11 protein-coding genes are annotated in these 13,127 nt (G+C 70.6%); 5 read left to right on the top strand and 6 right to left on the bottom strand.

Annotated features, from left to right (window positions below; all coding sequences use genetic code 11):
• Positions 1–165: 165 nt before the first annotated feature.
• Positions 166–1,989 carry a phosphoenolpyruvate carboxykinase (GTP) gene (locus tag ND747_RS13735; RefSeq protein WP_251733948.1) on the bottom strand — a complete coding sequence of 608 codons (1,824 nt, stop codon included), beginning with the start codon at positions 1,987–1,989 and terminating at the stop codon, positions 166–168.
• A gap of 363 nt (positions 1,990–2,352) precedes the next feature.
• Between ND747_RS13735 and ND747_RS13740 the strand changes: the two genes are divergently transcribed.
• Complete coding sequence (locus ND747_RS13740) at positions 2,353–2,967, top strand: hemolysin III family protein (protein ID WP_285900488.1); 615 nt, start codon at positions 2,353–2,355, stop codon at positions 2,965–2,967.
• A gap of 11 nt (positions 2,968–2,978) precedes the next feature.
• Here ND747_RS13740 and ND747_RS13745 read toward each other — a convergent pair whose 3' ends face one another.
• From ND747_RS13745 to mca, 4 genes are all read right to left on the bottom strand, one after another.
• The gene (locus ND747_RS13745) at positions 2,979–3,521 is read right to left on the bottom strand and encodes a hypothetical protein (protein ID WP_251733951.1); all 543 of its coding nucleotides are present in this window, start codon (positions 3,519–3,521) and stop codon (positions 2,979–2,981) included.
• A 90-nt stretch (positions 3,522–3,611) separates the two neighbouring features.
• A complete protein-coding gene (locus ND747_RS13750) occupies positions 3,612–5,693 on the bottom strand; it encodes a thioredoxin domain-containing protein (RefSeq protein ID WP_251733953.1) in 2,082 nt (693 codons plus the stop codon).
• A gap of 95 nt (positions 5,694–5,788) precedes the next feature.
• Positions 5,789–6,127: a hypothetical protein gene (locus ND747_RS13755; RefSeq protein ID WP_251733955.1), complete on the bottom strand. Its 339-nt coding sequence runs from the start codon at positions 6,125–6,127 to the stop codon at positions 5,789–5,791.
• 73 nt (positions 6,128–6,200) lie between these two features.
• A complete protein-coding gene (mca, locus tag ND747_RS13760; protein WP_251733957.1) occupies positions 6,201–7,094 on the bottom strand; it encodes a mycothiol conjugate amidase Mca in 894 nt (297 codons plus the stop codon).
• A gap of 434 nt (positions 7,095–7,528) precedes the next feature.
• Here mca and greA point away from each other — a divergent pair, with 434 nt between their 5' ends.
• The 3 genes from greA to ND747_RS13775 all read left to right on the top strand — a co-directional run bounded on the left by greA (position 7,529) and on the right by ND747_RS13775 (position 11,818).
• Positions 7,529–8,011 (top strand): transcription elongation factor GreA, encoded by a 483-nt coding sequence (gene greA, locus ND747_RS13765; RefSeq protein ID WP_251733959.1) that lies wholly within the window; start codon positions 7,529–7,531, stop codon positions 8,009–8,011.
• Between the two features lie 284 nt (positions 8,012–8,295).
• A complete protein-coding gene (locus ND747_RS13770; protein WP_251733967.1) occupies positions 8,296–9,744 on the top strand; it encodes a magnesium chelatase in 1,449 nt (482 codons plus the stop codon).
• A gap of 79 nt (positions 9,745–9,823) precedes the next feature.
• Entirely contained in the window at positions 9,824–11,818 is a 1,995-nt protein-coding gene (locus tag ND747_RS13775; protein ID WP_251733961.1) for a hypothetical protein, read from the top strand.
• On the opposite strand, the gene ND747_RS13780 is transcribed toward ND747_RS13775, so the two are convergent.
• On the bottom strand, positions 11,783–12,394 hold the full coding sequence (locus ND747_RS13780) for a PadR family transcriptional regulator (protein ID WP_251733963.1): 612 nt from the start codon (positions 12,392–12,394) through the stop codon (positions 11,783–11,785). The two genes, ND747_RS13775 and ND747_RS13780, sit on opposite strands and share 36 nt — an antisense overlap.
• A gap of 100 nt (positions 12,395–12,494) precedes the next feature.
• Between ND747_RS13780 and ND747_RS13785 the strand changes: the two genes are divergently transcribed.
• Entirely contained in the window at positions 12,495–12,902 is a 408-nt protein-coding gene (locus ND747_RS13785; RefSeq protein WP_251733965.1) for an antibiotic biosynthesis monooxygenase, read from the top strand.
• Positions 12,903–13,127: the final 225 nt, after the last annotated feature.

Raw genomic sequence — 13,127 nt, forward strand, 5'->3', positions numbered from 1 at the left:
CCGCGGGGCGGGACCCGCCCCCACCCCCTAACCCGTTAACCAACAAAACCCCCGCGGCCCACCCCGCCCCGCCAGCCGGCGCCCCGGCCCGGGGGGGGGGCCCCCCCCCCCCCCGGGCCGGAGAGATGCGTCCGCGCGCGGTACGCAGACCGCGCGTGGGTGATGTCAGCCGTTCAGCCGCTTGACCAGGGCCTCGTGCTCGGCCCACAGGGCGGCGGGCAGCCGGTCACCGAACGACTGGTAGTGCTCGGGGATCAGGCTCGCCTCCTGCTTCCAGACCTCGACATCCAGCGTGAGCAGCGCCTCGAGGTCGGCCTCGGACAGGTCCAGACCCTCGGTGGGCAGCGACTCCCGGGTCGGCAGGACGCCCAGAGGGGTCTCGACGCCGTCGGCCTCGCCCTCGAGCCGAGCGATGATCCAGGCCAGTACCCGGCTGTTGTCGCCGAAGCCGGGCCACAGAAACGAGCCCTCGGGGCTCTTGCGGAACCAGTTGACGTAGTAGATCTTCGGCAGCTTCTCCGGGTCGGCCTTCTGACCGACCTCGAGCCAGTGGGCGAAGTAGTCGGCCATGTTGTATCCGCAGAACGGAAGCATGGCGAACGGGTCGCGGCGCAGCTTACCGATCGCGCCGGCCTGGGCGGCGGTCGTCTCGGAGGCGACGATGGAGCCGTAGAAGACCCCGCGCCGCCAGTCGGGCGCCTCGGTGACCAACGGAACCGCGGTGGCCCGGCGACCGCCGAACAGGATCGCCGAGATCGGCACGCCCCTGGGGTCCTGCCACTCGTCGGCGATGGTGGGGCACTGGCCCGCGGGGACCGTGAAGCGGGCGTTCGGGTGAGCGGCGGGCTCGTTCGACTCCGGCGTCCAGTCCCGACCCTTCCAGTCGATGAGGTGCGCCGGCGGCTCCTTGGTCAGACCCTCCCACCACACGTCACCGTCATCCGTGCGGGCGACGTTGGTGAACACGGTGTTGCCCCACAGCGTGGTGATCGCGTTGGGGTTGGTCTGCTCGCCGGTGCCGGGGGCAACGCCGAAGAAGCCCGCCTCCGGGTTGACCGCGTAGAGCCGGCCGTCCTCGCCGAACCGCATCCAGGCGATGTCGTCACCGACAGTCTCCGCCTTCCAGCCGGGAAGGGTGGGGATGAGCATCGCGAGATTGGTCTTGCCACAGGCCGAGGGAAATGCCGCGGCGATGTAGTGGACCTTACCGGCGGGCGAGGTCAGTTTCAGAATGAGCATGTGCTCGGCGAGCCAGCCCTCGTCCCGCGCCATGACCGAGGCGATGCGCAGGGCGTAGCATTTCTTGCCGAGCAGGGCGTTACCGCCGTAACCCGATCCGTAGGACCAGATCTCCCGAGTTTCCGGGAAATGACTGATGTACTTGGTCGTGTTGCACGGCCACGGGACATCTGCTTCGCCAGGAGCGAGCGGAGCACCCAGGGAATGAACCGCCGGAACAAAGAAACCATCTTCGCCGAGCTGCTCCAGGGCGGGTGCGCCCATACGGGTCATGGTACGCATCGAGATGACGACGTACGGCGAGTCGGTGATTTCCACACCGAGCGCGGAAATATGCGACCCGAGCGGTCCCATGCAAAACGGGACGACGTACATCGTGCGGCCCCGCATGGAGCCCGCGAACAGGCCGCGAAGCTTGGTCCGCATCTCGGCCGGATCCATCCAGTTGTTCGTCGGACCGGCCGCCTCGGCCGTCTCCGAACAGATGTAGGTCCGGTCCTCGACCCGGGCCACGTCATTGGGGTCAGAGGCGGCGTAAAAGCTGTTCGGACGCTTGTCTTCGCTGAGCCGGACAAGCGTCCCCTTCTCGATCAGGAGGCTGGTCAGACGATCGAACTCGGCATCCGAGCCGTCGGACCACTCAACCCGATCCGGCTGGGTGAGTTCGGCGATCTCACGCACCCAGGCGACCAGCCTGGCGTGCTTCGTAGGGGCTTCATCAAGCCCCGGAATCTGTGCCGCGGTCGTCACAGCTCACACCTCCGGTCGAGTCGAAACCTGCCGCGTTCTCGCCCTGTAAGGGTGTGCCCACTTCAGCCCTTGAACTTACTCGTTGACGAGCCGACAAAAACCGCGATACAGGGGGGCGCGAGGCCACGTTCAGGATCATTAGACTGTACCGCGCGTTCCGCCCGCAGTCGCGCGATAGCGTGCGGACAGAAGGGTCGGATCCATCACGCAGCGGTACGGAGGTTGCGCCGTGTGGTGACTCCGCCTCGTGGCCGCCGTAAGCCACGGGTTATCGTCCTGAGCGTGGCTTCCCTCACGCAGCAGCCTTCCGGGGCTCCGCAGGCGGACCGCTCGACCCACCCACGTGACCTGGTGCGACCACGCATGCGGGGATGGCTACATGCCGGTGCATTCCCCGTGGCCCTCGCCCTGGGCCTCCTTGCCGTCGCCCTCGCCACCACGCTCCGTGCTCGACTTGGCATCGCGGTTTATGCGCTGAGCATTGCCGCCCTGTTCGGCACGAGTGCGCTCTACCACCGCACGATGTGGTCGACGTCACGCGCCCGCGCGCGGATGAAACGCCTCGACCATTCAATGATCTTTGTATTCATTGCCGGCACCTATACCCCATTTGCCCTTATTGCCATGCCGGCGACCACGGCCCGGATCGTCCTGGCCGTGGTGTGGATAGGTGCGGCGCTCGGCGTGACGATGCGGATGCTCTGGTTGCACTCGCCGCGCTATCTGATCGTCCCGCTCTACATCGCCCTCGGCTGGGTGGCCGTGTTCGTCATCCCCCAGCTCGCCCACCGTGCCGGGATCGCGTCCATGGTGCTGTTGCTCGTCGGTGGGGTCTGCTACAGCCTGGGGGCCGTCGTCTACGCCACCCGACGACCCAACCCCGCCCCCGCGACGTTCGGCTACCACGAGGTGTTCCACGCCTTCACCCTCGTCGCCGCGCTGTGCCACTACCTCGCGCTGATGTTCGCCATCTTCTAGCCGCGCCCGGGCTACCCGTCCGACCCCCGGGCGATCGGCCGACCCGGACCCTCGGCGCGGATCTTCTCCACGTGTTCCATCGCCTCGCGCAGCTGCCGCAGCCAGATGTCGGCGTTGTCGCCGACCAACCGGACGCACCAGGCCAGCGCCTCGCTGCGGCTGCGGGCCACGCCCGAATCGACCAGGGTGTCCAGCACCTGGCGCTCCCGCTGCCGCAACCGGGTCATCACCGGCACGGACAGCACGGTGAACAGTTCGCTGGTGTCGCCGCTGGCGGCCCCCCAGGCGACCTTGCGCCCGTACCGATGCTCGGCCTCCGTGGCGATCATGATCCGCTCGTCCCGGGTGCGTTCACGAAACCGCCGGATTCGGTCGGCGTCGGTACCGTCCGGCTCGGGAGCGAGCTCGCCGATCACGGTGATCTCGTCTCGGTCGACGACGACCTCCGGCGGGCCGGTGAACCAGCCGGCAGGGATCCGGGCGGCAAGCCAGTCCGATGCGTCCTGCCCCTCACGTCGGTCCCTGCCGTACACCCGACCGCGCGCACCGGACATGTCGCGTCTCCTCGTCGTCCCCGCCTGCCCACTGGACCGACCTTCGAGGATTACACGCTTACCCGGTCAGCGAGAAAAGCCGCACAGTCCTCAGGTGGCGACCTTCACGCCCAACTCGCGACGCACCTCGTCCGCGGTATGCACGGGCAGGCCGCACACGAAGTCACGGCACACGTACACCCCGGGTACTGTCCGGCCCGTCAGCAGTGGGCCGCTGCTGACCACGACCGCACCGGGTGCCGTGCCGAGCCGGGCGAGATGTTCCAGCGCCGGACTGTCCACCACCGCCACCTCTGCCGGCCCGGCCAGCAGCGCCTCGGCGACCGCCCCGGCCCAGCCGGCGAACCTGGCGTCACGGGAGAGCAACGGAACGAAGCGGGCAAGGGTCCGCTCGGCGGCCTCGCGGTGTTCCGCGGAACCGGTCAGCGCGGCGTGGGTCAGCAACGCACCGGCGGCGGCGGCCTGACCGGATGGCGTCGCCGAGTCCGAGTCGTCCCGCGGTCGGCGCAGCAGCACCTCCGCGTCGTCAGCGGTGTCGAAGAAGCCGCCGTCCGGCGCGGCGAAACGGGTCCGAACGATCTCGAGAAGCCGCCCGGCCTGTTCCAACCACTGCGGGTCACCAGTCACCTGGTGCAGGGTGAGCAGTCCCTCGGCGACATCGCCGTAGTCCTCCAGGACGCCGGCGTTCGTCCCGACCCGCCCGTCCCGGCTCGTGCGCCGCAGCCGTCCGTCCACCAGGTGCACGTCACGCAGCAGTTCCGCGGCCCGAACGGCGGCCTGCACCCACTCCGGTCTGGCGAGCAGGGCCCCGGCCTCGGCCAGGGCCGCGATCGCCAGCCCGTTCCAGGCCGCGACCACCTTGTCATCCCGGGCCGGCTGCGGACGGGTCGCGCGGGCGGCGGCGAGCGCCGCGCGAACCCGGGCAAACCGTTCCTGGCCCGCGGGCCCGACCGGATCGGCCGGTAGGCGCAGCACGGACGACCCGTGCTCGAACGTGCCGTCGGCCGTGACTCCGAAGATCTCGGCAGCGAACTCCGCGTCCGCCGTGCCCAGCGCCTCGCGCAGCCCGGCTGGCGTCCAGGCGTAGCTGGCTCCCTCCTGCGCCCGCGCAGCATGCCCGGCGCCCGACGCGCCGCCAGCAGGCCTGCCGTCAGCCGTGACGGCGTCGGCGGGGACGGCGTCGGCGTCCAGGGCGGAGGCGAAGCCGCCCTGCGCGGTGCGCAGCTCGGTGAGCAGGAACGTGGCCGTCTCGGTGACCACCCGGTGGGCCAGCGCGGACTCGGTGGCCCGCCACAGGTGCAGGTAGACGCGCAGGAGCTGGGCGTTGTCGTAGAGCATCTTCTCGAAATGCGGGACGGTCCAGGTCGCGTCGACGCTGTAGCGGGCGAAGCCGCCGGCCAGCTGGTCGTAGATGCCGCCGCGGGCCATCCGCTCGCAGGTGACCGACACCATCTCCAGGCTGCGCTGGTCACCGGTGCGGGCGGCGTGGCGCAACAGCATCTCCGCGACCATGGACGGCGGGAACTTCGGCGCCCCGCCGAACCCCCCGTGACGCGCGTCGAACCGAGCGGACAGCCCCGCGACCGCGGTGTCGAGCAGCTCGGCGGTCACCTCCGGCGCCGACGCACCGGGGACGTCGGCGCCGCCGGCGAGTACGGCGGCGGGTCCGGCAGCGGCCTCGGCGATCCGCCGGGCGATGTCGGCACCTGATTCCTCGAGCTCCGCGCGCCGCACCCGCCAGGCATCCGCGACGGCCGCCATCACCTGGCGAAACGATCCCATTCCCGGACGTGGCTTCGGCGGGAAGTAGGTGCCGGCGAAGAAGGGCTCGGCCGCCGGGGTGAGGAACACCGTCATCGGCCAGCCGCCGTGCCCGGTCAGGGCGACCGTGACGTCCATGTACACCGCGTCGACGTCCGGCCGCTCCTCCCGGTCGACCTTGATGTTGACGAAGTTGTCGTTCATGTAGGCCGCGGTGTCCACGTCCTCGAACGACTCATGGGCCATCACATGACACCAGTGGCACGCGGCATAGCCGACCGACAGCAGCACGGGGACGCCGCGCCGCTTCGCCTCGGCGAAGGCCTCCGGGCACCACGGCCACCAGTCGACCGGGTTGTCCGCATGCTGGAGCAGGTACGGAGACGTCTGCTCCGCAAGCTTGTTGGGCACCGGGCAACTCCTCACGATCCACGTGTTGCCGACAGTGGCCGCCTGGTGGCCAGGGACCGACTCGGTATGACCAGGAACTCGGTATGGCCAGGAACTCAGTGCTCGGCGGGCGGGCCGGCCTGCGTGGGCAGTCCAGCCGGGCCGTCGCCCTCCGCGAGAACCTCGCCGTCGATCACCGGTGCCCGCCCACGCATGATCGGCGAGCGCCGTCGCAACGCCTGGCGTGGATCGACGGCGTCGTCACTCGCCCGTTCCGAATCGACGCCGAGGAACGCACCACTGGCCACGTTCGCCCGCATCCGGCGCAGGCTGCGCGACAGCATCACGAACAGCCCCGCGGACACCGCGAGCAGGCCCACGACGACAAGCAGCCCGAGCCCGCCGGCATTGCGCTCCTGCGCGGCCAACAGGGGACCGGCCAAGATCTGGTTCACACCTGCGACCTTACGCCGCTGCCGGTACACCTTGTGGTCCTGGCAGCGGGCGGCCCGTCGGCCGCCGGGCCACTCAGATTCCGTTGAACAGGTCGTCCTCGGGCAACTGCCCGACCTCGATGAGGGAACGGGCCAGCTGGTAGTCCTCGGTCGGCCAGGCCTCGCGCTGGATGTCCATCGGGATGCGGAACCACCATCCGGCCGGGTCGATCTGGGTGGCGTGGGCGATCAGCGCACGGTCGCGGGTCTCGAACCAGTCGGCGCAGGGCACCTGGGTGGTCAGTCGCCCGGCGTCCTCGGCCCGGTCGACCCATTCCGAAAGCCGCTCGCCGTACGGCGACTCCAGACCCCGGGCCACCATCATCTCGTGCAGCGCGAGGATGCGTTCCTTGTGGAAGGTCAGGTGATAGTAGAGCTTCAACGGCTGCCACGCATCGAGGCCCACCTCGGTGCCGACCTCGGGGTACCGGGCCGGATCACCGGCCGCCTCGAATGCCTCCACGCTGATCCGGTGGGTCATGATGTGATCGGGATGCGGATAGCCGCCGGACTCGTCGTAGGTCGTGATGACCTGCGGGCGGAAGGTGCGGATCAGCCGGACCAGCGGGCGGGACGCGTCCGCCAGCTCGATCGTGGCGAAACGCCCGGGCGGCGGGGGTGGGGGCGGGTCACCTTCGGGTAGGCCCGAGTCCTGGAAACCGAGCCACTCCTGACGGACGCCCAGAATGCGGCGGGCGTTGTCCATCTCCTCGCGGCGGATCTCGGCGATCCGCTCGACGACGCCCGGCGTGTCCATCGCCGGGTTGAGAATGCTGCCCTCCTCCCCCCCCGTACAGGTGACGACCAGGACGTCCACACCCTCGCTCACGTAGCGCGCCATCGTTGCCGCGCCTTTGCTGGACTCGTCATCCGGATGTGCGTGGATGGCCATGAGACGCAGGCCATGCCGCTCGTCGACCGCAGCCATGCGACCATTGTGCTTGACGAAACGCTGTGCTCGGCGGGACCGGCAGGCACGGGTCCGGCCAGGCCGGCCGGTCGCAGGCCCGGCGCCACGCTGGCCGCCAGGGCAGTGGCCGCCACGCCCGGGCAGTAGCCGCCGGGAGGAAACCTCCCGGGTTCGTCTGACGTTTGATCTGGAAGAGTCACCCAACGCCGTGGCACAATACACCGTCCGCACACGCGGCGGCGGGTGCAGCATGTCGCCGGCCGGCGTACCGACATTGGCGTCGGGTTGGGCCCGGCGCAGGCCGGGCCAAGATTCAGGCGAGCGTGATCCTGCTGGTCCGGGGGTTGCCGCCGGCCCGGAAACGCTGCGGGTAGGCAGCGGGCATACCCCGATTTTCTTGATCTATTTTGCTATCATGACCCTTTTGATGTTCACCGAGGAGCGTGACCCGCGTGACGCAGCAGACTTGGCTCACCCAGGAGGCATACGACCGGCTTCGCTCCGAGCTCGACTACCTGACCGGCCCCTGGCGCACCGAGATCGCCGCCAAGATCGAGGCCGCTCGGGAGGAGGGTGACCTGCGCGAGAACGGTGGGTACCACGCGGCCAAGGAGGAGCAGGGCAAGCAGGAGGCCCGGATCCGCCAGCTCGCCGACCTGCTGCGGGACGCCCAGGTCGGCGAGGCGCCGACGACCAGGGGCGAGGCCGGGCCGGGCACCGTCGTCGAGGTGCGCTTCCCCGGGGAGCGGGAGACCGAGAAGTTCCTCATCGGGTCACGCGAGGACCACAGCACCACGATCGACGTCTTTTCGCCCGCCTCACCCCTTGGTGGTGCCGTCACCGGTCGCAAGGCCGGTGAGACGGTGAGCTACACCCTGCCCAACGGCCGCTCGGCCAAGGTCGAGATCGTCTCGGTCGCGCCGTACGCCAGCTGAGCCGCGTCGACTCCCCTGGGTCCGACGGCGGTCGGCCGGCGTGCCCGCCATCGCAGGTGAATCGCAGGTGACAGGGCTTGTGGCGGAAGTCGTGGCCCGCTTGCGACCGGGTGTCCCGCGGGTCCCGCGGGACACCTCTCGGCCTGTTCCGGGGCGAGCGGGACGATTCGTCACACGCCGCCACCGCCCGCCGCCGGCCGGTCAGGGGACTACGCCCGCAGCGGACGGACGTCGACTCTGCTGCGCACAGGGCGACGCCGACGTACCGTCGACCCGTGGAGGATCTGCCGGAACCGCCCCGTCATTCCGTCCCACCGACCGCAACCCCGAAGGCCGCAACGCTCGGTGAACTTCGTGGCGCCGGGCACGTGCACCGCTCGGTGCGTGCTGAGCTGCGGGACAACCTGGTCGCCGCGATGCGTGCCGAGCAGCCCCGGTTCCCGGGCATCGTCGGGTTCGACGAGACCGTGCTGCCGCAGGTGGAACGGGCGATCCTCGCCGGCCACGACATCGTCTTCCTCGGTGAGCGCGGGCAGGGCAAGACGCGCCTGATCCGGACGCTGGTCAGCCTGCTTGACGAATGGTCACCGGTCGTGACCGGATGTGAGATCAACGACCACCCGTACGCGCCGGTCTGCGGTCGCTGCCGGGCTCTCGCCGCCGAGCAGGGAGACGATCTACCGGTCACCTGGCGTCACCGCGACGAACGGTTCGGGGAGAAACTCGCCACTCCCGACACCAGCGTCGGCGACCTGATCGGCGACGTGGACCCGGTCAAGGTCGCCGAGGGCCGCACCCTGGGCGACCCCGAGACGGTGCACTACGGCCTGGTCCCGCGGACCAACCGCGGCATCTTCAGCATCAACGAGCTGCCCGACCTGGCCGAGCGCATCCAGGTCTCGCTGCTCAACGTGCTCGAGGAACGCGACATCCAGGTCCGCGGCTACCTGCTGCGTCTGCCACTGGACCTGCTGCTGGTCGCCTCCGCGAACCCCGAGGACTACACCAACCGGGGCCGGATCATCACCCCGTTGAAGGACCGCTTCGGCGCCGAGGTCCGCACCCACTACCCGTTGGTGCTGGCCGACGAGCTGACGCTGATCCGTCAGGAGGCGGCGGTCAGCTGGGCCGGTTCTCCGCTGGGCACGCCTGAGCTCGCCGATCACCTGGTGGAGGTGGTCGCCCGGTTCACCCGACTGGTCCGCGACGCGCCGCAGGTCGACCAGCGTTCGGGCGTGTCGGCCCGGCTCGCCGTCGCCGCCGCCGAGACGGTGGCCGCCTCCGCCGTGCGCCGCGCGGCGCTGACCGGCGAGCAGACGGCCACGGCCCGGGTGGTCGACCTCGCCTCGATCGTTCCGGCGGTGCGCGGCAAGGTCGAGTTCGACCAGCTCGAGGAGGGCCGCGAGGACGAGGTGCTCGCGCTGCTGCTGCGCCGCGCGATCGCCGAGACCTTCCGCGCCCGGCTGGCCGGCGCGGATCTCACCGGCCTGCAGCGTCGTTTCGAAGACGACGGCCCGGTCGAGACCGGTGAGCTCGTCCCGGCCCTGGAGCTGCTGCGTCGGGTCGGGCCGGTACCCGGCCTCGCCGCGATCCTGAGCCGACTCGGAGTGGACGGCGCCGAATCGCCCGGCCTCGCCGCCGCCGCGCTCGAACTCGCGATGGAGGGCCTGTACCTCAACCGTCGGCTGGCCAAGGAGGAACTGCCCGGCCGAACGGTCTACGGCGGCTCGTGACCCGACCGCGGGCTGTTCGCGGCCCGGGCCTGGGACGTCCCAGCCCGGGAAGCCATCCGAGAACCGGAAGGACACCACGGTGAGCTCCGGCACGTTCCGCTACAGCCCGTTCGGCGGCGGGCCCGACCCGCTCGCCTCCCCCTTCACCTCGGCCAACGCGCTGGACGAGATGTCCCGCCAGATCCTTGAGGGACGCACCCCCCGCGAGGCGCTCGAGGCTCTGTTGCGCCGCGGGATGCCCGGCCGCCGCGGGCTGGACGACCTGCGCCGCGCGATCGAACGCCGCCGCCGGGAGGCCCGCTCACGCGGGCGGATGGACGGCACCCTGGCAGAGGTCCGCCGGCTGCTGGACACCGCGATCGGCCAGGAACGGGCGGCACTGTTCCCCGACCCGTCCGATGCCGCCCGGCTGCACGAGGCCGAACTCGACACCCTGCCGTCCGACCCCGCCCGGGCCGTGCGCGCGCTCGCCGACTACGACTGGCGCTCGCCACAGGCCCGCGAGACGTATGAGCAGATCTCCGAGCTGCTGCGCCGAGAGGTCCTCGATGCCCAGTTCAAGGGCATGAAGCAGGCGCTCGAACAGGCCGGTCCCGAGGATTACGCCCGCATCCGCGAGATGATCGCCGCGCTGAACGCACTGCTTGAGGCGGACGTCCGTGGTGAGGACACCACCACGGCGTTCGAGCAGTTCATGCAGGAACACGGCGAATTCTTCCCCGAACAGCCCCGGTCGCTGGCCGAACTCGTCGACGCACTGGCCCGCCGGGCCGCCGCCGCCGCCCGCCTGCTCGCCGGGCTCACCCCACAGCAACGGGCCGAACTCGCCGATCTGATGTCCACCGCGCGGGAGGACCTTGGGCTTGCCGCCGAGATGTCCCGCCTGGATCAGGCGTTGCGGGCGGCCCGCCCCGACCTGAACTGGGGCGGACGGGCCCGCGGGCGCGGCTCCCGGCTGGGCGAGGGCCTCACCGGTGAGCAGCCGCTGGGATTCGGTGACGCCACCAGCGCGCTTGAGGAACTGGCCGAACTCGACGAACTGGCCGCAAGCCTCGGCCAGGACTACGCTGGCGCCTCGCTGGAGGACGTCGACCCCGAGGCCGTCGCCCGGGCGCTCGGCCGCTCGGCCGTCGACGATCTGCGCAGCCTGCAGCAGGTCGAGCGGGAGCTGGAAAGCCAGGGGTTCATCACCCGCCGGGCCGGCAACCTCGAACTCACCCCCCGGGCGGTGCGCCGCATCGGGCAGGTGGCGCTGGCCCGCATCTTCCGTCAGGTCTCCGCCCGCGGTCGTGGCGACCACGGCATGACCGACGCCGGATCCGCCGGCGACCTGCTCGGCACGTCCCGGGCCTGGCAGTTCGGCGACACCCAGCCGATCGACGTGATCCGCACGGTGCGCAACGCCGTGCTGCGTGGCGGTCCGACGGGACCGGGCCGTCCGGTCCGGCTCACGGTCGCCGACTTCGAGGTCGCCGAGACCGAGCGGCGCACCACCGCGGCGGTCTGCCTGCTGGTGGACCTGTCCTACTCGATGGCGTTGCGCGGCACCTGGGGCATCGCGAAGTCGACCTCGCTCGCGCTGCACACCCTGGTCAGCACGTCCTTTCCCCAGGACAAGATCCACATCATCGGGTTCTCCAACTACGCCCGCGAGCTGCGTCCGGTCGAGCTCGCCGGGCTGGACTCGGAGATGGTCCAAGGCACCAACCTGCAGCACGCACTGCTCATCGCCGGCCGGCTGCTCAGCCGGTATCCGCAGGCCGAGCCGATCGTCATGGTCGTCACCGACGGTGAGCCGACTGCCCACCTGCTACGCGACGGCACCCCGTCGTTCTTTTGGCCGCCGACGCCCGAGACCCTCGAGCTCACCCTGGCCGAGGTCGACAAGCTGACCCGGCGCGGCGTCACCGTCAACGTGTTCATGCTCGACGACGAGCCGCGGCTGGTGCAGTTCGTCGAGGAGATGGCCCGGCGCAACGGCGGCCGGATCTTCTCTCCCGACCCGAACACGCTCGGCAACTACGTCATCCGCGACTACCTACGCTCCCGAGGCCGCCGCCGCGCCGCCCGCTGACTCCACCGGCCCACCAGGCTCGGTCCCGCGAGACCCGGCGGTCCGGCCGGACCCGCTGGCAACCCGATCCCAGAACTCCACCGCAAGACGCTCATAGGCAAGACCGAGCTCCAAAGTCTGGCGCAACGACCACACCATCTCCGGTGACGGCAGTGCCGCGAGCTGGCGGTACACCGCGAGCTGGGCGCGGTGTGCGTCAGCCTGCTCGCGGGCCAGCCGGGTGACGTCCTGCGGGCGGGCAAGATCGCCGAAGGCCAGCCGGAGCAGGCCCGGATCGCGTAGCTCGGTGCGCCCCGCGTCGCTGCGGGCCAACCACTCCTCGAGCCTGCGACGGCCGGCCTCCGTGATCCGAAAGATCCGGCGCCGACGCCCACCGTCCTCCCGCTGTTCGACCAGCAGCCCGGCCGCGGCCAGCCGCGGTGGCTCCTTGTAGAGCTGGGCATGGGGAAACGACCAGAAGTGGCCCACCGACCCGGCCACGCCCACCTTCAGGTCGTACGGTGTGGCACTCCCCCGGCGGGCGATCTCCCCCAGCACCAGGTAGGACACGGGCGTCAGCGCAATCTCCTCCACCATCCCAATGATACGGCTTGACTAATACGGTCTTCTTCATACTATTGGGGTGACAATCTGAAACGGACGGTCACACTCGACCCTTCCCACCCGGAGACCCGCCATGCCGACACTCCCCTGGACCCCGGCGAGCACCGCCTCAGCGGCGAGCACCGCCTCAGCCGAGACGATGGCCTCCCTGTTCGTGCTGCGGTCACGCCGGCAGACGATCGCGGTGTTGCACCAGTCCTTGACCGTGCGGCGGGCCCTGTTGACCGCGCCGGGGGCGCTCGGCATGTCCCTGGTCGCCCGTCCGCTGCGGCGCGAGTACTACACGCTGTCCCGCTGGACCGACCGGGACGCGCTCGACGCCTTCGTCCGCAGCGAGGCCCATCTCGCCGCAATGCGCCAGCTCGGTTCCGCGATGACCGACGCCCGCTTCGCCTTCTGGCCCGCCCCGGCCGGAGCGGACACGCCGACCTGGGCAGACGCGTTCGCCCGCCTCGCCGACGCCCCGTCCTACCGCCACTAGGCCTCACCTTTGACGGGTGAACCCGACCAGGGCCGCGGCACCGCGCCGCGGACAGCCGACGACACGCAACAGTTCTGCTACTGTCCGCGATCGTGCCGATGCGGAGAGTGCGAGCGCCAGCGAGACGTCGCTCCACCGCGTTCCGCCGCGGGCCACGCCCGCCCGCTCGCGCCCGGCTGCTCGCCGCCGTCCTGCTGACCGCGGGGGTCGCGCTCGCCCCCGCGG

This window comes from Frankia sp. R82 (assembly GCF_023716925.1).
Lineage (GTDB): Bacteria > Actinomycetota > Actinomycetes > Frankiales > Frankiaceae > Frankia.